This is a genomic window from Leucobacter chromiireducens (assembly GCF_003917135.1).
In the GTDB taxonomy this organism is placed as follows: domain Bacteria; phylum Actinomycetota; class Actinomycetes; order Actinomycetales; family Microbacteriaceae; genus Leucobacter; species Leucobacter chromiireducens_A.
The window spans coordinates 61,868-82,916 of sequence record NZ_RPDI01000006.1; the positions used below are offsets into that span (position 1 = coordinate 61,868).

The following is a 21,049-nucleotide window of genomic DNA, read 5'->3' on the forward strand; positions in this document are numbered from 1 at the left end:
CCTCTCGCTCTGTTCCCCGACCGACCCGCGCGGATCGGTGTGTGCGTTCGATCGCCACCTGCGACCGCGCACGCACGCGCCTGTTCGCCCCATTGCGCACCGATCCTCCCCCCGAGGATCAGCCTCGTCCGGGAGTACTCCCGGACGTCACGCTAGACGTTGAAGCGCCACTCGCAGACGTCGCCGTCCTGCATCACGTACTCCTTGCCCTCCATGCGTGCTTTGCCCTTGGCACGGGCCTCGGCGACCGACCCCGCCTCGACGAGGTCGTCGAAGGAGATGATCTCGCCCTTGATGAAGCCCTTCTCGAAGTCGCCGTGGATCACGCCGGCGGCCTGGGGCGCGGTGGCGCCCTTGCGGACGGTCCACGCGCGGGCTTCCTTGGGGCCTGCCGTGAGGTAGGTCTGCAGGCCGAGGGTGTCGAAGCCGACGCGCGCGAGCTGGTCGAGGCCGCTCTCCTCCTGGCCGATCGACGCGAGCAGCTCAGCGGCGTCCTCGTCGCTCAGCTCGATGAGCTCGCTCTCCAGCTTCGCGTCGAGGAAGATCGCCTTCGCCGGGGCGACCAGTGCGGCGAGCTCGTCGAGCTTCGCCTGGTCCTGCAGCACGCCCTCATCGACGTTGAACACGTACAGGAATGGCTTCGCAGTGAGCATGCCCAGCTCACGGATGGGCTCGAGGTCGATCCCGCTCAGCGAGAGCAGCGTGCCGGCGTTGAGCGCCTCAGCGGCGGCCTTCGCCGTCGCCACCACGGCCGGATCGATCTTCTTGGACTTGAGCTCCTTCTCGTAGCGCGGCAGCGCCTTCTCGATGGTCTGCAGGTCGGCGAGGATCAGCTCGGTGTTGATCGTCTCCATGTCGCTCGCGGGGTTCACGTCGCCGTCGACGTGGATCACATCGGGATCGGAGAAGCCGCGCACCACCTGCGCGATGGCGTCGGCCTCGCGGATGTTCGCGAGGAACTGGTTGCCGAGTCCTTCGCCCTCGCTCGCCCCGCGCACGATTCCAGCGATGTCGACGAACGACACCGGGGCGGGGAGGATCCGCTCGGAGCCGAAGATCTCGGCCAGCGTGTTGAGCCGCGGGTCGGGCAGGTTCACCACGCCAACGTTGGGTTCGATCGTTGCGAACGGGTAGTTCGCGGCGAGCGCGTCATTCTGAGTCAGCGCGTTGAACAGGGTCGACTTGCCGACGTTGGGGAGACCGACGATTCCGATAGTAAGAGCCACGAGAGTCCAGTCTACCCGGCCGGTGTCAGAGGGGTATGCAAAGCTGAGTAGGTGCCCGTAGATTTCACCGCGATCGATTTTGAGACCGCCAACAGCCATCCGTCTTCGGCGTGCTCCGTTGGGCTGGTGCGCGTGCGGGGTGGCGTGGTCGTTGACCGCGCCGAGTGGCTCATCAAGCCGCCCCCTGGGCACGCGCAGTTTCTCCCGTTCAACATCAAGATCCATGGCATCACTCCGGCCATGGTGGCCGGCGCGCGCGACTGGGCCGAGCAGTTGACCGAGCTGCGCGACTTCATCGGGAGCGACATCGCGGTCGCGCACAATGCGAGCTTCGACATGGGCGTCATCCGGGCCGCGTGCGCGGAGACCGTGACGCCGACCCCGAAGCTGCGGTACCTGTGCAGCGTGCAGGTATCGCGGAAGACCTACGAGATCGCCTCGCACCGGCTGCCGCTGTCGGCCGCCGCCGCCGGCTTCGTCGATTTCGCGCACCACAACGCGCTCGCCGACGCCGAAGCGTGCGCCGCCATCATCACCGACGCGGCGCGGCGGCACGGCGCGAGCGACCTCACCCAGTTGGCGAAGACCGCCGGGCTCCGGATCCAGCAGCTCAAGGCCATCCCGCTCAAACTGTAGCCTCGGCCTGCGCGCTGGGCTTCCGCCGGACCCGCGTGCCACCCCCAACTTTCGGATGAATTTCTTTCCGCTTTCGGGATCTGGGCTTCCTCGTGCGCCGGCGGATTTTCCGCGTGATTCCGCGGTTTTCGGAGCCCTGAATGTCAGTGGTCCCTGCTTTACTGGCGGCATGCCTTCCACCCCAGACCCTCCCCACTTCGCCCCGCAGAGCGAGCGCCGCGGCGGCGCTCCTCGCTCGGGATCTCGCGTGCGTTTCGCCCCCGCGTGGCCGCCTGACCCGCCGCCGGACACGGGACCCCAGCTCGCAGCGGGCGCACCGGACGCACCGAGCGCACCGGGCGCACCGGGGAGCGCCGACCTGCCCGACGATCCCGACCCCGATGGGCGGCTCGCGGGGGCCGTGCGCGGCGTGCTCGCGGCGCACCGTGGGAGCCGCGCGGCGATTGCGCGCCTCCTCCCCGGCGCAGACACCGATGTCGTGCCCCCGGCCGTCGGGCTCAGCATTGTCGACGAGGTGGTCAGCGCACTGGAGGCCTTCGAGGTCCTCCAGAACACGATCGCCGCGGCCCGCTTTCACGCGCTCTCGGCCGCGCATGACGCCGCCGTGCGTCGCGTCGAACACGGCACGGGGGATTTCCCGCACCGCTCGTTGCGCGCCGAGATCGCCACCGCCCTGCACCAGAGCGAGCAACGCGTCGACCAGGAGATCTCCCTCGCGAGCGCACTCACCGCCCAGTTCTCTGCGACGCTCGCAGTGCTGCTTCGCGGCGAGATTTCGGCGGCGCACGCGAGAGCGATCGTGGAGTGCGCCTCGCCACTCGGGCACGCGACGGACGCGCGCGCCGCCCAGCTTCGCGCGCGCTACGAAAGCGAGACGCTCGCGCGGGCTCGCACTCACACGCCGCACGGCCTGCGCCCCATCGCGCGGCGAATCGCGCAGCAACTCGCTGCGACACTCCCACCGCCGGATGCGCCTGACCCGTCTAACACCCCGGACGGCGAGGGGAGCCCCGATGCTCCCACCCTGCCGGAAGTGAAGCTGGGCGATGATCGGCGGGTGCGCGTGTGCGATCTCGACAACGGGATGTCCGAGCTCATCGCGTTCATGCCAACGATCGAGGCGCACGCGATCACCGACCGCCTGGCGCAGCTCGCCAAGTCTGCCGCGGTCACCGAGCCCCAGCCCGCGGCATCACGGCCCGCCGGCGAGCCCGGCGTGCGCGACGCGCGCAGCGGTCTCCCGCGGAGGAGCTCCGACCAGATCCGGTCGGACGTGCTGCGAGATCTGCTCCTGGCCGGCACGCCCACGCGATTGATCGCGGGATCGCCAGAAGAAGCCGTGCGAGCTCGCGTGCAGGTCATCGTGACCGCGAGCGACCCAGCCGACTCGCCGAGCGTGACGACACGCCCTGCAGCGACCCGAGCGGCGCCGGCGGAGGCACGGTTCGAGGTCGCGGAGCTGGTCGGCGCGGGCGTCCTCCCGCCGGAGGCCGTGCGCGGCTACGCGAGGCACACGGACACCTGGGAGCGCGTCACGGTCTCGCCGGAGAGCGGCGCGGTGCTGCGCGTGGACACGTATCGCCCCAGCGCCGCCATGCGGCGGTATCTCGGGGCGAGGGATCTGCACTGCAGGTTCCCGGGCTGCCGGGTGCCGGTGCACCGCTGCGACATCGACCACACCGTCCCAGCGGCAGTCGGCGGGGACACCGCGACGAACAACCTCGCGCACCTGTGCCGAGCCCACCACACGATGAAGCACAACTCGGACTGGGAGATGCGGCAGTTGGCTGACGGGACGATCAGCTGGCGCGCTCCAACCGGGCGGCTGCACACGACCGAACCGCCCAGCCGGACACGGTTCGTCCGATCCGATACGCCGACGCCTGCACACCGCCTCGCCGTCGAGCACCCAGACGGCATCCCGTTCTAGCGCAGTGAGCCTCACGGTCGCTGCGAGGCTCACAGCCCCCGCCGACATGCCGAACGCACCCCGACACCCACCAATGTCCGAGGTCCCTGCCATCCTGAACCCATGACTCCCCTGACCCTCACCCTTCTCATCGTGCTCGTCGCGCTGCTCGCCGCCGCGGTGGGCGCCGGAGCGGGCGTCGCGGTTCGCGGCCGTGCCGCCCAGCGAGATCTTGCGCGCGTCACCGCGGAGCACGCCGCAGACGCACAGCGCGAGGTCTCGCTCGCCACGCAGCACGCGCGGCTGGACGCGGAAGCGGGCGCCAGGATCCTGCGCGAGGAACTCGCGGCGGCAGAAACACGAGCGGAAGGCCTCGAAGCTCGCCTCCGCGACGCGCACGCGAACGCGCAGCAGCGCTCCGAGCTGGATCGCGAGGAGCAGCGGGTGCTGCAACAGCTCGCGCCGCTGCGCGAGAGCCTCGGCAAGCTCGAAACCACCGTCGCGACCATGGAGCAGCAGCGCGCCGCGCAACACGGCGAGCTCACCCAGCAGCTCAAGCAGGCCGCCCTCGCGGAGGACAAGCTGCGCGGCACCGCGGAGAGCCTGGCCGCGGCGCTGCGTTCGAACAACACGCGCGGCATCTGGGGGGAAACGCAGCTCCGGCGCATCATCGAGGCCGCAGGCATGCTCGAACGGGTCGACTTCGACGTGCAACCGCAGTTCACCACCGAGAACGGTACGCTCCGCCCCGACGTGGTCGTGCGCCTCCCCGGAGGCAAGTCCATCGCTATCGACGCGAAGGTGCCCTTCGCCGCCTACCTCGAAGCGCAAAACCTCACCAGCACGGATGCGAGCGTCGACGCGCGCCGCACCGAGCTCCTCGCCCAGCACGCGCGAGCGCTCCGCGACCACATCATCGCGCTCAGCAAGCGCGACTACGCGTCGGCGCTCGCCGACTCCCCCGAGTTCGTCATCGCGTTCCTGCCCAGCGAGTCGCTCCTCTCCAGCGCGCTCGACACCGACCCCCTGCTGCTGGAATACGCCTTCGAACGCCGCGTCGCGCTCGCCTCACCCGTGAGCCTGTGGGCCATCCTCAAATCCATCGCGCACAGCTGGCGGCAAGACTCACTCACCGCGGAGGCACGCACACTCTTCGACCTCAGCCGCGAGCTCCACGTTCGCATCGGTCGCAGCGCGAACCACCTCGACAAACTCGGCCGCACGCTCGCGCGCGGAGTCCAGGACTACAACGCCTACGTAGGCTCGTTCGAGCGCCAAGTGCTTCCCACCGCGCGCAAGATCAGCGCGCTCAACGGGGAGCAGATCGCACCGGAGCCGACGCAGCTCGACATCGCGGTCCGCCCGCTCATGGCCCCCGAGCTTCGCGCGAACGACACGGACGACAGGGATGAGGCGGACGACACGGACGAGACGGACGACACTGACGATCCCCGGGGAACCGCCCAGCCGTGAGCGCGGGGCGCTACCCGCCCTCGCCGGGAAGCGCCATCATCTCCAACGGGGTCCCGTTAGCCGTGCACTTCGAACGGATCTCCTCGGCCACCGCGGAGAGCGTGTCGGGATCGTTCGCGGCAGCCGCCTTCTGCGCCTTCACGAGGAGATCCGACACCTCCGATTCCTGCGGCGCGATCGACCGCCACAGATCGTTCAGCATCTGCTGCTGGGCGGCAGCAACGTCGGGGTCCCCCTCAGCGTTCCAGAAATTGCTCGTGAGGCGCAGTTCAAAGAAACTGAGGATACTGACCTGGCCGCACTCGTAGTCCGTGTCGGTGCTTCGGGATGGCACGTCGACCACAGGGTTCTCGGACGGGGTGCTCTCCGGCGCCACCTCGTGTGAGCGGGCCTCCGCTTCCACCTCGGGGGCGGAACCGCACGCGGAAAGCGCCAGGAGCGCGGCCCCCGCAATCACCATCACTGTCGCCTGAGCGCTTCGCATCATTGACCTGCCTCACGTGAGTGCGCCGAGCCGCGCTCAATCACGGGCCACGGCCTGCAAATAGTGCTTTTGAATAGCCTACTCACAGGTTCCGCGAAGTGCAGGTCTCAGCGCCCGCCGCGCCAGGTGGGCGTCCGACGCACTGCAGCAGGGATTAGTCCCAGCGGCTGGGATCCATGTCGCTGATGACGTGGCGGATGGTGCCCGAGTGCGAGCGCATCACGATGCTCTCCGCGCGCACGAACGGCCCGCGGCGCTGCACGCCGTCGATGAACTCGGCGTCGGTGATCCCAGTCGCCACGAAGTAGCAGTTATCGCTCGACACGAGGTCGTTGGCCTCAAGTACCCGGTTCAGGTCGTGCCCGGCGTCGATCGCGCGCTGGCGCTCCTCGTCGTCCTTCGGCCACAGACGCCCCTGGATCACGCCACCGAGCGCCTTCACGGCGCACGCGGTGATGATGCCCTCGGGGGTGCCACCGATGCCAACGCACATGTCAATGCGCGAGTCCCAGCGGGCTGCGTTCACGCCGCCCGCGACGTCGCCGTCCATGAGGAGGCGAGTGCCGGCGCCCGCCTCGCGGATCTCGCGGATGAGGTCGTCGTGACGGGGACGGTCGAGCACCGCGACGCGGATGTCGGACACGTCCACCTGCTTCGCGCGGGCGAGCGCGCGGATGTTCTCGCCGATCGGACGGGTGATGTCGACCACCCCGACGCCCTCCGGGCCGCACACCAGCTTGTCCATGTAGAACACGGCCGACGGGTCGTACATGCTGCCGCGATCCGCGACCGCGATCACCGAGAGCGCGCCGGGACGCCCCTCAGCGGTGAGGCGGGTTCCGTCAATCGGATCGACCGCGACGTCGCACTCGGCGCCCTCGCCATTGCCGACCACCTCGCCGTTGTACAGCCAGGGCGCGTCGTCCTTCTCGCCCTCGCCGATCACGACGGTGCCCTTCATGTTGACCGTCGAGAGAAACCGACGCATGGCATCAACCGCGGCACCGTCGGCGGCGTTCTTGTCGCCACGGCCGATCCACGGGGTCGCACGCATGGCCGCAGCCTCGGTCGCGCGGACGAGCTCCATCGCGAGGTTGCGGTCGGGCTGCCATTCGCCAAGCGAAACAGGTTCAGTCATGCCAGCTAGCCTATCGCTTCCACCTGCCGTTCACGGCCCGAACACGTAGACTGGAACCGCGAATCGGTGCGCACCGGGTTTCGCCACAGACGTCCGGCGCGCCACGCGAGCGGACGGAACCGTCACCGCAGGCGCAGCCACACCAGCACCACCACACCACACAACACGAGGAGCACACATGCCCGTCGCAACCCCGGAACAGTACGCAGCGATGCTTGACGCCGCGAAGACAGGCGGATTCGCCTTCCCCGCGGTCAACGTCTCGAGCTCGCAGACCCTCAACGCTGCGCTCCAGGGTTTCGCCGAGGCCGGCTCCGACGGCATCATCCAGGTGAGCTTCGGCGGCGCCGACTACTTCGCGGGCCACACTGTGTCGAACCGCGCGGGCGGCGCTATTGCCTTCGCCAAATTCGCTGAGGAGGTCGCGAAGGCCTACGACATCACCGTCGCGCTCCACACCGACCACTGCCCGAAGCAGCACCTCGAGAACTTCGTGCTGCCGCTCGTCGCTGCGAGCGAGGAGCGCGTCGCGCAGGGTGGTCTCCCCTACTTCCAGTCGCACATGTGGGACGGCTCGGCTGTGCCGCTCGGTGAGAACCTGGACATCGCCAAGGAGCTCCTCCCCCGCATGGCCGCCATCAACGTGATCCTCGAGGTGGAGATCGGCGTCGTCGGCGGCGAAGAAGACGGCATCACGCACGAGATCAACGATCAGCTCTACACGACCCTCGACGACGCCGTCGCGACGGTCGAGGCGCTCGGGCTCGGCGAGCAGGGTCGCTACCTCACCGCACTCACCTTCGGCAATGTGCACGGCGTGTACAAGCCCGGCGGCGTGAAGCTCCGCCCCGAGCTGCTCGCAGAGATCCAGTCGGGTCTGCAGGCGAAGTACGGCACCGGCGCGAAGCCGCTCGACCTCGTGTTCCACGGCGGCTCGGGATCCTCTGCTGAGGAGATCGCTGAGGCGGTGCGCAACGGCGTGATCAAGATGAACATCGACACCGACACGCAGTACGCGTTCACCCGCCCCGTCGCAGACTTCATCCTGAAGAACTACGACGGCGTCCTGAAGATCGACGGCGAGGTCGGCAACAAGAAGCAGTACGACCCGCGCGCCTACGGCAAGGTCGCGGAGAGCGGCATGGCCGCGCGCATCGCGCTCGCGGCTGAGCAGCTCGGGTCTGCCGGCAAGTCGGTGAGCGCATAGTGTCTGACCCGCAGGCGCAGCAGCCCGAGGCGCAGCAGCCGGACGCGCAGCAGCCGGACGCGCAGCACGCACCGGCGCCGCACGCACAGGCGCGCCCGGCGCAGCCCGCGTACGGCGAGTACGCCCCGGAGGGGTGGGAGTGGAAGCCCGAGGGCGCTGACACCGCCCCGCAGCCGGACGCCCCGCGGACGCTCGGCGTGCCGCACAACCTCGGCGCGCCGGCGGCCTCCGCCACGCCAGGCGCCGCGGCACCCGGGACCGGCTCGGCCTCGCAGGCGCCCACCGCGCCGAGCAACGTGGGAGCGCCCGGAGCGCAGCAGCCGGGCGAGCAGCAGCCTGGAAACCCGCAGGCCTACCGCGCCGCCGCTCCCCAGCCGGGCCCCGTGTACGGGATGCCCGGCCCCGATCGACCGCGCACGGGCGACCGCGTCATCACGATCATCCTGCTCGTGTTCGGCGCGTTCGGCGCGCTCAGCGTTGCGCGCTCGTTCTTCGGGCTCGAGACGCAGATCAGCCTGATGGGAACGCTGATCGGGATCGAGGAGCCACGGGTCGCCAGCTGGGTCGGCACCCTTGGCACGGTCAGCGCGCTCGTCGTGCTGCTCGTGTGGGCACTCAACCTGCTGTTCTCGATTCAGCGGATGCGCGCCAGGAAGCTCGCCTTCTGGGTGCCGCTCGTCGCGGCGGTCATCGCGTTCGTGATCGTGATGGTCGTACCCATGGTGGCGATGGGCGGCGCGCCCGAGATCATGCAGCAGATCGAGGCGGACCCCAACGGCTCGCTCTCGAAGATGCTCGAGTCCCTGCAGGAACTGCAGCCGTAGGCTGCGGACCTACCCCGCTGAACGCAGCACGCGCTCCGCGCGCGTCCACACGACCAGCGCCGTCGCACGCTCACTCCGGGCGGGCGGCGGCGCTGTCGTATGGGGCCGGGCACGCCCCATCGGCGTCAATGGTGGCGAGCTCGAAGTGCCAGTTCTCGTTGGCGTAGATCTGGCACAGCCCAAACTGCGCGCCGTACTGCCCCAGCCACAGCGCCTCCTCGAGCCCGCCGATGTCCACGGCATCGCCCCGCACGTGCGCCGAGCGCTCCGGGGTGTCCACCCAGTGGCTGGCCTCCTCCTCGCTGCCGTACTCGGCGATCGCGTCGGCGCGCAGCTCCGCCTGATAGGCGGGGCTGCGCCAGCCGGAGTTGAGCCGCAGCTCCAGCCCGTCCGCTCGCGCACCCGCTGCCGCAGCCTGGACGGCCTCCCGCAGCTCGGGATCCAGGCCGCGCACCCCCGGGTGGTCGGCGTCGACCGCGATCCCGCTCGGATCGTCGACGGCGCCGTTGCCCCCGAACTGGGCTTCGGAGGCCAGCGCACCGGGGCCCAGCGCTCCGGGGCTCTGTGCCGCGCGAGCCCCCTCGCCCGTCTGCAGGAGCAGGAATCCCCCGACGAGCGTGGCGACGGCGAGCGTGGCGACAATTGCGGCGATCGCGGCGTTGGCCGCGCGTGAGCGATACGACATGAACATGCGTCCAGTCCACCAAGACCGGTGTTGCCACGTCGTATGCGCTGCAGCATACGCTCACGATATGCCTGCGCGAGAACGTTCGGCGGGCAGATCGCGGCGGAAATCTAGCGGACGCGGCCGCCCAGCGCGCGCTCGTCGCGCTTGCCGCTGGCGTCCTGGCGGAGCTCCTTCGGCAGCGAGAACACGAGATCCTCCTCGGCGGTAACGGTCGCCTCGACGTCCGCGTAGCCGGCGTCGGCGAGGTCGTCGAGCAGCTCCTGCACGAGCACCTCGGGCACCGACGCGCCGCTCGTCACGCCGATGGTGCGCGCACCGTCGAGCCACTCCTGCTGCACCTCGCTCGCGAAGTCGACGCGATACGCGGCCTTCGCGCCGTATTCGAGCGCGACCTCCTTCAGCCGCACCGAGTTCGACGAGTTCGACGAGCCGACCACGAGCACCACGTCGGCCTGCGGGGCAATCTTCTTGATCGCCACCTGCCGGTTCTGTGTTGCGTAGCAAATGTCGTCGCTCGGCGGATCCTGCAGATTCGGGAAGCGCTCGCGTAGGCGGCGCACCGTCTCCATGGTCTCGTCGACCGAGAGCGTCGTCTGCGAGAGCCACACGAGCTTGTCCGGGTTCTTCACCTCGAGCGTGTCGACGTCCTCCGGCGAGTTCACGATCGTGATGTGATCCGGCGCCTCACCGGCCGTGCCCTCGACCTCTTCGTGCCCGGTGTGGCCGATGAGGAGAATCTCGAGATCCTGCTTCGCGAAGCGCACGGCCTCGCGGTGCACCTTCGTGACGAGCGGGCAGGTCGCGTCAATGGCGTGCAGGCCGCGATCGTCGGCCGCCTGCACGACCGCAGGCGAGACCCCGTGCGCCGAGAACACGACGTTCGCCCCCTCGGGCACCTCGTCGACCTCCTCGACGAAGATGGCGCCCATCTTCTCGAGCGTGTTCACCACGTGCACGTTGTGCACGATCTGCTTGCGCACGTACACGGGGGCACCGAATCGATCCAGCGCCTTCTCGACCGCAACGACCGCGCGGTCCACCCCGGCGCAGTAGCCGCGAGGAGCCGCGAGCAGCACCTTCTTCGCCCCCTCAACGGGAACGTCTTTGAGCCGGCCGACCTCGCGCCGCATGCGCGGCATCGCGAGGCTCACAACGGGGGCGCCGATGGTGCGCTGATCGGGCTGTTGCACGGTCGTAGTCATGCGGAAGATTCTACCCGGCCTTCCTCAACGCTCGCGGGGACGGCGGCAAACCAGGATCCCGATCAGTAGGGTGGTCGCATGGCCGAATCAGGAACCGCCCCAGCGACCCGGGACACCCCCTGGCCCGTTGCGCTCATGAGCGAGAAGATCGCCGCCTGGATCGAGCGGCTCGGCCAGGTGTGGGTCGAGGGCGAGATCACGCAGTGGCAGGTGCGCGGCGGGCACGTGTACGGCAAGCTCAAGGACCTCGGACAGGACGCCACCGTGAGCTTCACCGTGTGGCGCTCCGTCGCGCAGCGACTCACCAGCGACTTCGCGCAGGGCGACCGGGTGATCGCGCTCGTGAAGCCCAACTTCTGGGTGAAGGGCGGCTCGCTCACCGTGCAGGTGTTCGAGCTCTCGCACGTCGGCCTCGGCGAACTCCTCGAACGGCTCGAACGACTCCGCCGCCAGCTGCAGGCCGAGGGGCTCTTCGACGCCGCACGGAAGCGAGCACTCCCCTTCCTGCCCGGGCGGATCGGGCTCATCACCGGGCGCGACTCCGACGCCGAAAAGGACGTGGTGCGCAACGCGACCCTGCGCTGGCCAGGCGTGCAGTTCCGCGTGCACTACGCGGCGGTGCAGGGCGATCGGGCGGCCGGCGAGGTGGCGGCCGGCATCGAGGCGCTCGATCGGGATCCCGACGTCGACGTGATCATCGTCGCCCGCGGCGGCGGCGACTTCCAGAACCTGCTCCCGTTCAGCGACGAGCTCGTGCTACGCGCTGCGGCAAGCGCGACAACGCCGATCGTGTCGGCCATCGGGCACGAGGCTGACCGGCCCCTCCTCGACGAGGTCGCCGACCTCCGCGCCTCCACCCCGACCGATGCCGCGAAGCGCGTGGTACCCGACGTCGGCGAGGAGCTCGCGGGCATCGACCAGGCGCGGGCGCGGATGTCGTCACGCCTCAGCCAGCTGCTCGCGCACGAGACCGACCGCATCGCACAGCTGCGCGGCCGCCCCGTCCTGAGCGCCCCGGAGCGGCTCGTCGACGAGCGCGCAGAGGAGCTCGTGCGCTGGATCGCGCGCGGCACCGAGCTCACCGACCGCGCCGTCGAGGATCGCCGCAGGGAGCTCGCCGATCTGCGCGCGCGGGTCACGGCACTGTCGCCGCGCGCCACGATGGAGCGCGGCTACGGCATCGTCCAGCTCGCCGATGGCTCGGTGCTCCGCGGCACCGCAGGCGCGCCGGAGGGCACGGAGTTGACGATCGCGCTCGCCGACGGGCGGATTGGCGCGGTCTCACGGGGGGCGTAGCTGGCGCGGCGCGGGGGTGCAGCTCCCACGGCGGGGCCGCAGCTCGCCGGGCGGGGCCGCAGCTCGCCGGGCGGAGGCCTCCGCTGACCGGCGCGCCGCCGCACTCCGCTGGGGCGCGGCTCCCCCGTGCCATACTGCACGAATGGCTAAGTCACGCAGCGAAGCGACGGACCCCCGTCCCCCGCGCACCGAGGGAACCGAGGAACCGCCGCCGCTGTTGGACCGCGTCGACGAGCAGCTCATCGGCCTGCTCGAGGAGGACGGCCGCATGAGCTACGCCGACCTCGGCGCCGCCGTTGGGCTGACGCCGGGCGGGGCGCGAGCGCGCGTGAAGCGCCTCCAGGAGCGCGGCGTGATCCGTGTCATCGGGGTGACGAGTCCGCACGCGGTGGGCCTCCGGAGCATCGCGTCCCTGCACATCGAGGTGAGTCACGACATCGACCGCGTCGCGAACGAGATTTCCGCGATCGACGGCGTCCGCTACGTGGTGCTCGGTTCAGGCAGCTTCAGCCTCCTGGTTGAGGTGTACGCACCGGCGCCGTCGGATCTCTTCTCGCTCATCAACCGCCAGGTCAGGGAGGTCGATGGGGTCTCGCGCATCGAGACGTTCATGTACGACTCCGTGCACACGCACCGCCCGGTCTTCCCGACGACCAACGGGCGATAGCCGCGCTGCCCGAGCCGTGCGTTACGGCGTGGCCGCGCCGCCCGCTCCATCCTCGACGATCATGCCGAGCGCACGCGCGAGCTCCGCGGACTGCGTGATCACGTCGGCCTGCCAGGCTGTGAGCGGCTTGGTCGGCGATGCGCCGATGGACACCTCGAACGGGTCCACCACGTCGGTGGTGATCCCGCTCATGGCCTCGAGCACCGCGATGCCGCAGAAGGGCACGTGCACCGAGGAGTAGCCGCCCTCGTGAGAGAACACGACGCGCCCCTCGCAGGCCTCGTCCGCGATGTCGAGCAGGCGCTCCGCGATCCCACGGAAGCCGTGCGATGTCACGCTCATGCGGCCCAGCGGGTCGAACGCCGACGGGTCGAAGCCGCTCGACACGATCAGCAGGTCAGGGGCGAACGCGCGGATCGCGGGACCGGCGACGCGCTCAACCACGGACCAGTACGCACCGTCACCGGAGCCTGCCGGCAGCGGGACGTTGATGTTCGTCCCAGCGCCGGCACCCCCGCCCTGCTCATGCACCTGCCCGGTGTCGACAGGGAAGAGCCCATCCTGGTGGACAGAGATCGTCAGCACATCGGGATCATCCCAGTAGATCTTCTGCGCCCCGTTGCCGTGGTGCACGTCGTAGTCGAAGATCGCGACACGCTGCACGAGCCCCTCAGCGCGCAGTGCCTCGATCGCAATCGGAACGTTCGCGAACAGGCAGTAGCCGCGCCCCTGATCGGGTTCCGCGTGGTGCCCAGGGGGGCGCACGAGCGCGTACGCGTTGCGCACCTCCCCGCTGAGCACGGCGCGCGCGGCGGCGAGTGTGCCACCGGCGGCGAGCTTCGCAAGCTCAAACGCCCCACGCCCGAACGGGGAGAACCCGTCCCCCGCGTCGCCGCCCTCGGCTTCGGACTGCGTGCGAATGCGCGCGACGTGCGCCTCGGTGTGCACGCGGAGGAGATCCTCGTCGGAGACCTCGCGCGCCGGGACCCTCGTGAGTGATTCCAACAGGCCGGACACTTCGACCAGGCCAGCAAACCGAGCCTTTGAATCCGGACTCTCAAAGTTCCGGTAGGGCTGCACGTAGCCGCCTGAGGGCACGAGCCCAGCGTGCGTGCCTGTGTCGTGCCACGCGTACTTCTCGTGCCACACGTACCCCGTCTTGCGCGTCATTGCGGTGTCCTTTCGGGTTGCCCAGAATGCCGGCGCGCATCGTCGCCCTTGCCGGCGCGATCAACCATAGGGATTGAATTCATAATTCGCAATCGAAAACGCGTTTTGAGTGACGAAACAGAAACAAACAAAATTCATGATTGACTATCCAATCCATCTCGTGGTCATATTGTTCACGCCGCGGGTCAAGGAATCGCCCCGCGGAACCGCTGTTCCCGCGTTCCGCGTGGAGCCGCGTCATCGACAAAGGAGTCAAGACATGAAACGTATGCGCCGAACCCTCGCCGTCGCCGCGGCCACCGCCATCACCGCGCTCGCGCTCAGCAGCTGCAGCACCGGCGGGGGCGCCGGCGCGCAGCCCGGTGGCGACGCCGGCGGCGCGGGCGCCGAGGGCGCTGTCGCGATGAGCTTCGCCGGCCTCGACATCCAGATCTGGAACGACATGTTGCCGTTCATGGAGGCGAAGGTCACCGAGGCTGGCTACGAGTTCGTCACCGACGATCCCAAGTGGAACGCGCAGACGCAGGTGCAGGACTGGGAGTCCTGGATCGTCCGCGGCGACATCAAGGCCATCATGGGCTACCCCGTACAGTCGGACGCAGTGGTCGCCGTGACGAGTCAGGCGAGCGATGCCGGCATTCCAGTGCTTGGGTACGGCAGCACCTGGGACGGCGTCAGCGGCGCGGTCGTGCTGGATCACGAGGCCGACGGCCGCGACGCCGGCACGCGCGCCGCCGAGTGGATCGCGGAGAACTACGGGTCAGAGCAGGTGGACGTGGCATTCCTCGGCTGGCCCGACACCGATCTCGGGCGCCTGCGCGGCAAGGGGATGCTGGACGCCCTGAACGAGGCTGACCTGAACCTCAACATCACAGAGCACAAGGTCCTGAGCCTCGATGACGGCTACGCCGCAGTGCAGAACCAGCTGAACGCGGTACCCAATACGAAGGTCTGGCTGGCGATCGCGAATGATCCGGCGCTCGGCGCCTACCAGGCGCTCACGGACTCGGGAGTCTCGCCGACCGACGACAGCATGCTGCTGCTCAACCTCGACGCGACGGACGCCGAGCTCGAGATCATCGCGGAGCCCAAGTCGTTCTGGCGCTACGCGTTCATCGCGCCGGCGCGGGAGCTCGCGGAAGCGAACGCCGACATGCTGATCGACGCGGCGCAGGGCAAGAGCGTCACTGATCAGACCGTCCCCACGACGGAGATCACGGCGGCAAACGCAGAAGACTTCCTCCTCGCCAACCAGTAGTCGGATCGCCCCGAAAAGGACACACATGCACGCGCACACAGCACCCAGCAGTGCAGCTCCGCGGCTCGCGTACTCGGGCGTCACCGTCGAGTTCGGCGCCACCCGGGCGCTCGACGAGGTGAGCTTCGCGGCCGCCCCTGGCGAGATCATCGGTCTCCTCGGCCACAACGGCGCAGGGAAGAGCACCCTCTGCAATGTGACCACCGGCGTGATCCAGGCGAGCTCCGGCGAGTTCAGCATCGACGGGGTACCCGTCTCTCGCAAGCTGACCCCGCGGGATGCATCGCAGCTCGGCATCACCGTGATCCACCAGGAGCCGGCGCTGGCCCCCAACATGACGGTCCTGGAGAATCTCTTCCTCGCCAGGAAGGCGCCGCACCGGCACGAACGGCGTCGGCTGGCGTCCGAGGCACTCGCCACCGTTGGCGCGGATATCGCGCTCGACATGCCGGTCGAGACCCTCGGGCTCGGCGAGCGGCAGCTCGTCGACCTCGCCCGCGGACTCCTCGCCGGGGAGATGAAGGTGCTGCTCCTCGACGAGCCGACGGCCGCGCTCGGGAAGGCGGAGACGGAAGCGCTGCACGCGCTGATCCGATCCTTCGCTGCCCGCGGTGTCACGGTGCTCTATGTGTCACACCGCCTCCCCGACATCCTCGAGGTGTGCACGAGGATCGTGGCGCTCCGCGGCGGCCGCCAGGTCGTCGACGGCCCCACCGCCGACTTCACGCCAGCCAAGCTCGCGGCCGCGCTCGTCCCCAACCTCCGCTCGCTCGATCTCACCCACACGGCCCCGGGCCGGCCACTCGTTGAACTCACGCGTGCGGGGAAGGGCGGGGCGGTCGGAACGCTGGGCTCGGCGGCTGAGCCGCTGGGCGGAGGTGCTCAAGCCCAGCAGCTCGATCACGCCGAAGCCGAGCTCGTCGTTCGCGCGGGCGAGGTGGTCGGCCTCTTCGGGATGGCTGGCGGAGGCCAGTTCGCGCTCGCGGCCCGCCTCGGGGGCGCGGCGGAGCCGCTCCCGTTCCGGCTCGACGGGGCGGCCGTCAGATTCACGTCTCCGGCGCGCGCGATCGCGCACGGCGTGTTCTTCGTTCCTCCGGACCGCGACACGGAGGGGCTGATCAGCTCGGAAACCGCCCTCGACAACGTCATGCTCCCCTGGTACGGGCGCTTCGGCGCCGGCGGGTGGTGGGTCACCTCGCGCTCGGGCGCCTCGGTGTACGAGCGTGCGCGCGCTGGCCTCGACATTCACGGCCCCGCCGCCGACGCGGAGGTCTCGCAGTTCTCGGGAGGCAATCGCCAGAAGCACCTCCTCGCACGCTGGTTGTACCCGGTCACCCCGCGCGTGCTGATTCTCGCGCAGCCCACACAGGGCGTCGACGTCGGCGCACGGCTCGACATCGTCGAGGCCGTGCGCGCGGCCGCGGCCGACGGCGCGGCGGTCATTGTTGCCTCGAGCGAATCCGACGAGATCGCCAGCATGTGCGACCGCGCCGTCACCGTGCTCGGCGACGAGCTGCGCGCGGTCCCCCGCTCACCCCAGTTCAACGAGGATCTCCTCGCGTCACTCCTGACCCCGGCCGCAGCCGTCCGGGCCTGATCGAAAGCTTGCCATGAACTCTGAACGTCTGAAGATCTTCGCTGCGAAAAACGGCATCTTCCTCGCCCTGATCGTCCTCATCGCCGTGTTCTCGATCATGCGGCCCAACTTCTTCTCCTTCGCGAACGGTCAGAGCATTCTGCTGCAGGCCGCCGAACTCGGTCTCATTGCGATCCCCGCGGCGTTCCTCATCATGTCGGGGAGCATCGACCTCTCTGTTGGCTCGGTGGCGTCGGCGGCGGCCATCACCGGCGGGCTCACCATGAGCAGCACGGGCTCCACCCTCCTCGGATTCCTCGCGGCGATCGTGACCGGGATCATCGCCGGCGCACTGAACGGTTTCCTGATCTCCTACCTCGGGCTGAACTCCTTCGTGGTGACGCTCGGCGCACTCTCCGTGTGGGGCGGCCTCGCTTTGCTCCTGTCGGACGGGCGGACCATCCCGCGCGCGGAGCTACCCGACGCGTTCCGAGCCATCGGCACGCTGAAGATCGGCCCGGTGCCGGTCCAGATCGTCGCGCTCATTCTCGTGATCGCCCTCGGGTGGTACGTCCTGAACCACACGAAGTTCGGCAAGGAGGTGAAGGCGATCGGCGGCAACGAGCGCGCCGCGCGCCTGATGGGCATCAACGTGAAGCGTTCGCGCTTCCTGCTCTTCATCGCCACCAGCGCGTTCGCCGCGATTGCCGGGCTGTTCCTGTCGGCGAAGGTGCAGTCGGCGAACCCCAACATCGGCTCCGGGATCGAGCTCGAGGTGCTCACCGTCGTACTGCTCGGCGGCGTGGCCTTCGAGGGCGGTGTCGGCCGGATCAGCGGCGTCGTCGCTGGCCTCCTCTTCTTCCGCGTGCTGCGCGCCGGGCTCGTCTTCATGCAGGCCTCCCCGTTCCTGCAGACGATCCTCGTCGGCGCAACCCTCATCGTCGCCGTCGCGCTCGACAGCTCGGTGCAGCGCATCATCCGCTCCTCGTGGGCCAAGCTCGGCCGCACCGCCGCGTCGGACGACGATGCCTCGCCCGATCGGCCGGGCACGCCTGCGCAGCAGGAGACACGCAGCCCGAGCTGAGCCGCGGCGGCTAGACTGGGCGCATGTCTGTTTCCGAGACCCGGGATCCCGCCGAACTCAGCTATGAGGACGCGCGCGACGAACTGATTCAGGTGGTCCAGCGGCTGGAGCAGGGTGGCAGCACCCTCGAGGAGTCGTTGACGCTGTGGGAGCGCGGCGAAGTGCTCGCCGCGCGCTGCGAGGAGTGGCTGCTCGGAGCCAGGCAGCGCCTGGAATCGGCGCGCCAGCAGGCCGGGGCTCAGCAGGCCGGAGCTCAGCAGGCCGGGACCCCAGACGCCACTGAGGCCGAGACGCTGGAGGGCCGCGCGTAGAGATGGCGAAGAAGAACAAGCCGCCCGTCGTCGTCGCGGAGCTCGGCCGGCCCGAGACGCCGTCCGAGACCGCGGCGCGCAAAGCCCGTGACAGCCGCCTCTACCGGCAGCGCAAGACCGTCAACAACCTGGTCTTCTCGCTGCTCGTGACGCTCGGTCTCGTGATCGTGATGGTGCTCATCGTGCCACGCGGCACGGGCGGCTACGAGGACCACACGGTCAACGTGTCCGAGCTCGCCTCCGAGGCGTCCCCGAGCGCCGGGCGCACGCTCGCCGCCCCCGCGGTCGACGATGGGTGGAAGGCCAAGCAGGCGCTCCTGCGCTCCGGCAGCGGCGTGACCTCGTGGCAGATCAACTACACGACCGCGAACGAGGCGTACGCTGCGGTGACGCAGGGCTTCACCGCGTCGGGCGATCCGGTGCCCGAGCTGTGGGTGTCGCAGCAGCTCGAGCAGCAGGCTCCAACCGGCACCGAGCAGATCGGCGGCATCGACTGGATCGTGTACGACCACCCCGACCGCAAGGCCGACGAGTCGAACATGATCTTCGGCCTGCAGGGCACCTGGGGCACCGACACGATCCTCGTGTACGGGACCGACTCCCCCGCCACCATCCGTGTGCTCGCGGCGCAGGTCGCCGAGTCGCTCGGCACGCCGGACGGCGAGGCCGATCCCACCGCATCGAAGGAGACCGAATGACCGCGCCACGCGTGACCCCGCAGCAGGCATGGGACGCGTTCGCCGCCGGCAATGAGCGCTTCGTCAGCGGCGTGTCCGCGCACCCGAACCAGGACGTGGAGCGCCGCTCCGAGCTCGTGAACTCGCAGGCGCCCGACGTCGCCCTCTTCGGCTGCTCCGACTCGCGGCTCGCGGCCGAGATCATTTTCGACTGCGGGCTCGGCGACCTGTTCATCGCACGCAACATGGGGCACGTCGTGGCCGAGTCGATCACCGCGTCCATGGAGTACGCGGTCACCGCGCTCGGCTCCGCGCTCATCGTGGTGCTCGCGCACGACTCGTGCGGCGCGGTCGCCGCCGCGATCGACCAGACGAGCCGCACCCCGGGCGAGACGACCGCTTCGGTACGCCACACGCTGGCGCCGATCCAGCCCGCAGTGCAGCAGCTCTGGCTGCAGGGCCGCACCGACACCCCGTACGTCGACGCCTCGCAGATCGACGCGAACGCCGTCGGCCGCGCCCACCTCGCCGCAACCGTCAACGAGCTGCTGCGCACCTCGCGGGCGATCAGCGACGCGGTGGATGCCGGGCGCCTCGCCATTGTCGGGTGCCAGTACCGGCTCACCGAGGGGCGCGCCGTCCCGTACACCGTGGTCGGCCCCGTCGAGCTCGAGCTCGCGCCGCTCGACTAGTTTTCGTTCCGTATCCCTCAGACGTTTCCCACCCACCCCTCAGACAAAGGACAGCTGTGACCGAAGAGATCGAGTACCGCATCGAGCACGACACGATGGGCGAAGTCCGCGTTCCGAAGAACGCGCTCTACGCGGCGCAGACGCAGCGCGCCGTCGAGAACTTCCCCATCTCCGGCACCGGCCTGGAGCCCGCGCAGATCGTCGCCCTCGCCCGCATCAAGCGCGCCGCGGCCATCGCGAACAAGGCGCTCGGGATCCTCGAGGCCCCCATCGCCGACGCGATCGTCGCGGCCGCCGACGAGGTCATCGCTGGCGCGCACCACGATCAGTTCCCCGTCGACACGTACCAGACCGGCTCGGGCACCTCGTCGAACATGAACACCAACGAGGTGCTCGCCACGCTCGCCACGAAGCACCTCGGCGCTCCCGTGCACCCGAACGACCACGTCAACGCGTCGCAGTCGTCGAACGACGTGTTCCCGACCTCCGTGCACATCGCCGTCACCGGCGCGCTCATCGAGCAGCTGAAACCCGCCCTCGCGCACCTCGCCGAGGCGTTCGAGGCGAAGGCCGAGCTGTGGAAGTCCGCCGTGAAGCCCGGGCGTACCCACCTCATGGACGCCACCCCCGTCACGCTCGGCCAGGAGTTCGGCGGCTACGCCGCGCAGATCCGCTACGGCATTGAGCGCATCGACGCGGCCCTCCCCCGCGTGGCCGAGGTGCCGCAGGGCGGCACCGCCGTCGGCACCGGAATCAACACCCCGCTCGGCTTCCCCGAGAAGGTCATCGCCGAGATCGCGCAGTCGAGCGGCCTGCCCATCACGGAGGCGCGCAACCACTTCGAGGCTCAGGCGAACCGCGACGGTCTCGTCGAGGCGTCGGGCGCGCTGCGCACGATCGCGGTCTCGCTGACCAAGATCAACAACGACATCCGCTGGATGGGTTCGGGCCCCAACACGGGCCTCGCCGAGCTGCACATCCCCGACCTGCAGCCGGGCTCCTCGATCATGCCGGGCAAGGTCAACCCCGTCGTCCCCGAGGCCGTGCTCATGGTCTGCGCGCGCGTGATCGGCAACGACGCGACCATCGCGTGGGCCGGCGCGTCGGGCGCCTTCGAGCTCAACGTGCAGATCCCCGTCATGGGCACCGCACTGCTCGAGTCGATCCGCCTCCTCGCGAACGCGTCGATCGTGCTCGCGGACAAGACCGTCGCCGGTCTTGAGGCGAACCTCGACCGCGCTGCGGCGCTCGCGGGCATGAGCCCCTCGACCGTCACCCCCCTCAACCGCCTCATCGGCTACGAGGCTGCGGCGAAGATCGCCAAGCACTCGGTCGCCAAGGGCATCACGGTGCGCGAGGCAGTGGTGGATCTCGGCTACGTGGAGCGCGGCGACGTCACCGAGGCCGACCTCGACAAGGCGCTCGATCTGCTCTCGATGACCCACCCGGGCGTCGCGAAGTAACGCGAGCCGCGAGTTCGCGCGGGGTGGGACGGCTTCGGCTGTCCCACCCCGCGCTGCGTTTCTGGGGG

Annotated in this window: 20 protein-coding genes; 14 read left to right on the top strand and 6 right to left on the bottom strand. The window is 69.5% G+C overall.

Translation table 11 applies throughout. From position 1 onward, the window contains the following. Positions 1 to 152: 152 nt before the first annotated feature. A complete protein-coding gene (gene ychF / locus EGM46_RS04360) occupies positions 153 to 1,226 on the bottom strand; it encodes a redox-regulated ATPase YchF (RefSeq protein WP_125098953.1) in 1,074 nt (357 codons plus the stop codon). A gap of 51 nt (positions 1,227 to 1,277) precedes the next feature. Here ychF and EGM46_RS04365 point away from each other — a divergent pair, with 51 nt between their 5' ends. The 3 genes from EGM46_RS04365 to rmuC all read left to right on the top strand — a co-directional run bounded on the left by EGM46_RS04365 (position 1,278) and on the right by rmuC (position 5,244). Beyond that, complete coding sequence (locus EGM46_RS04365; RefSeq protein ID WP_125098954.1) at positions 1,278 to 1,862, top strand: exonuclease domain-containing protein; 585 nt, start codon at positions 1,278 to 1,280, stop codon at positions 1,860 to 1,862. A 169-nt stretch (positions 1,863 to 2,031) separates the two neighbouring features. Further along, on the top strand, positions 2,032 to 3,792 hold the full coding sequence (locus EGM46_RS04370; RefSeq protein ID WP_164512811.1) for an HNH endonuclease signature motif containing protein: 1,761 nt from the start codon (positions 2,032 to 2,034) through the stop codon (positions 3,790 to 3,792). Positions 3,793 to 3,894: 102 nt separating this feature from the next. Further along, complete coding sequence (gene rmuC, locus EGM46_RS04375; protein ID WP_125098956.1) at positions 3,895 to 5,244, top strand: DNA recombination protein RmuC; 1,350 nt, start codon at positions 3,895 to 3,897, stop codon at positions 5,242 to 5,244. 10 nt (positions 5,245 to 5,254) lie between these two features. Here rmuC and EGM46_RS04380 read toward each other — a convergent pair whose 3' ends face one another. Further along, complete coding sequence (locus tag EGM46_RS04380; protein WP_125098957.1) at positions 5,255 to 5,731, bottom strand: hypothetical protein; 477 nt, start codon at positions 5,729 to 5,731, stop codon at positions 5,255 to 5,257. Positions 5,732 to 5,882: 151 nt separating this feature from the next. Continuing rightward, positions 5,883 to 6,866 (bottom strand): class II fructose-bisphosphatase, encoded by a 984-nt coding sequence (gene glpX, locus EGM46_RS04385; RefSeq protein ID WP_125098958.1) that lies wholly within the window; start codon positions 6,864 to 6,866, stop codon positions 5,883 to 5,885. A gap of 178 nt (positions 6,867 to 7,044) precedes the next feature. On the opposite strand from glpX, the gene fbaA reads away from it, so the two are divergent. Further along, positions 7,045 to 8,073 (top strand): class II fructose-bisphosphate aldolase, encoded by a 1,029-nt coding sequence (gene fbaA / locus EGM46_RS04390; protein WP_125098959.1) that lies wholly within the window; start codon positions 7,045 to 7,047, stop codon positions 8,071 to 8,073. Next, positions 8,073 to 8,897 (top strand): DUF6264 family protein, encoded by an 825-nt coding sequence (locus EGM46_RS04395; RefSeq protein WP_125098960.1) that lies wholly within the window; start codon positions 8,073 to 8,075, stop codon positions 8,895 to 8,897. Before fbaA ends, EGM46_RS04395 begins: the two co-directional genes overlap by 1 nt. 70 nt (positions 8,898 to 8,967) lie before the next feature. On the opposite strand, the gene EGM46_RS04400 is transcribed toward EGM46_RS04395, so the two are convergent. Together EGM46_RS04400 and EGM46_RS04405 are read right to left on the bottom strand one after the other, a co-directional pair. Further along, a complete protein-coding gene (locus tag EGM46_RS04400; RefSeq protein ID WP_125098961.1) occupies positions 8,968 to 9,588 on the bottom strand; it encodes a M15 family metallopeptidase in 621 nt (206 codons plus the stop codon). Positions 9,589 to 9,692: 104 nt separating this feature from the next. After that, a complete protein-coding gene (locus tag EGM46_RS04405) occupies positions 9,693 to 10,724 on the bottom strand; it encodes a 4-hydroxy-3-methylbut-2-enyl diphosphate reductase (RefSeq protein ID WP_125099022.1) in 1,032 nt (343 codons plus the stop codon). Positions 10,725 to 10,865: 141 nt separating this feature from the next. On the opposite strand from EGM46_RS04405, the gene xseA reads away from it, so the two are divergent. Together xseA and EGM46_RS04415 are read left to right on the top strand one after the other, a co-directional pair. After that, positions 10,866 to 12,083, top strand: coding sequence for an exodeoxyribonuclease VII large subunit (gene xseA / locus EGM46_RS04410; protein WP_125098962.1), 1,218 nt, complete (start codon positions 10,866 to 10,868; stop codon positions 12,081 to 12,083). A 142-nt stretch (positions 12,084 to 12,225) separates the two neighbouring features. Then, positions 12,226 to 12,750 (top strand): Lrp/AsnC family transcriptional regulator, encoded by a 525-nt coding sequence (locus EGM46_RS04415; protein ID WP_125098963.1) that lies wholly within the window; start codon positions 12,226 to 12,228, stop codon positions 12,748 to 12,750. A 21-nt stretch (positions 12,751 to 12,771) separates the two neighbouring features. Here the strand turns inward: EGM46_RS04415 and EGM46_RS04420 are convergent, their stop codons facing one another. Beyond that, positions 12,772 to 13,920, bottom strand: a complete 1,149-nt coding sequence (locus tag EGM46_RS04420) for a class II histone deacetylase (protein WP_125098964.1) — start codon at positions 13,918 to 13,920, stop codon at positions 12,772 to 12,774. A gap of 259 nt (positions 13,921 to 14,179) precedes the next feature. On the opposite strand from EGM46_RS04420, the gene EGM46_RS04425 reads away from it, so the two are divergent. From EGM46_RS04425 to EGM46_RS04455, 7 genes are read left to right on the top strand one after another with little or no spacing between them, the layout of a single operon-like run. Further along, positions 14,180 to 15,178, top strand: coding sequence for a sugar ABC transporter substrate-binding protein (locus EGM46_RS04425; protein ID WP_125098965.1), 999 nt, complete (start codon positions 14,180 to 14,182; stop codon positions 15,176 to 15,178). Positions 15,179 to 15,203: 25 nt separating this feature from the next. After that, positions 15,204 to 16,775, top strand: a complete 1,572-nt coding sequence (locus EGM46_RS04430) for an ATP-binding cassette domain-containing protein (protein WP_125098966.1) — start codon at positions 15,204 to 15,206, stop codon at positions 16,773 to 16,775. Between the two features lie 13 nt (positions 16,776 to 16,788). Next, positions 16,789 to 17,838: an ABC transporter permease gene (locus EGM46_RS04435; RefSeq protein WP_241156173.1), complete on the top strand. Its 1,050-nt coding sequence runs from the start codon at positions 16,789 to 16,791 to the stop codon at positions 17,836 to 17,838. A 23-nt stretch (positions 17,839 to 17,861) separates the two neighbouring features. Continuing rightward, the gene (locus EGM46_RS04440) at positions 17,862 to 18,149 is read left to right on the top strand and encodes an exodeoxyribonuclease VII small subunit (RefSeq protein WP_125098967.1); all 288 of its coding nucleotides are present in this window, start codon (positions 17,862 to 17,864) and stop codon (positions 18,147 to 18,149) included. A gap of 2 nt (positions 18,150 to 18,151) precedes the next feature. Continuing rightward, positions 18,152 to 18,847 (top strand): DUF4245 domain-containing protein, encoded by a 696-nt coding sequence (locus tag EGM46_RS04445; protein ID WP_125098968.1) that lies wholly within the window; start codon positions 18,152 to 18,154, stop codon positions 18,845 to 18,847. After that, entirely contained in the window at positions 18,844 to 19,518 is a 675-nt protein-coding gene (locus EGM46_RS04450) for a carbonic anhydrase (protein ID WP_125098969.1), read from the top strand. Before EGM46_RS04445 ends, EGM46_RS04450 begins: the two co-directional genes overlap by 4 nt. A 56-nt stretch (positions 19,519 to 19,574) precedes the next feature. After that, the gene (locus tag EGM46_RS04455; protein WP_125098970.1) at positions 19,575 to 20,981 is read left to right on the top strand and encodes a class II fumarate hydratase; all 1,407 of its coding nucleotides are present in this window, start codon (positions 19,575 to 19,577) and stop codon (positions 20,979 to 20,981) included. Positions 20,982 to 21,049 lie beyond the last annotated feature (68 nt).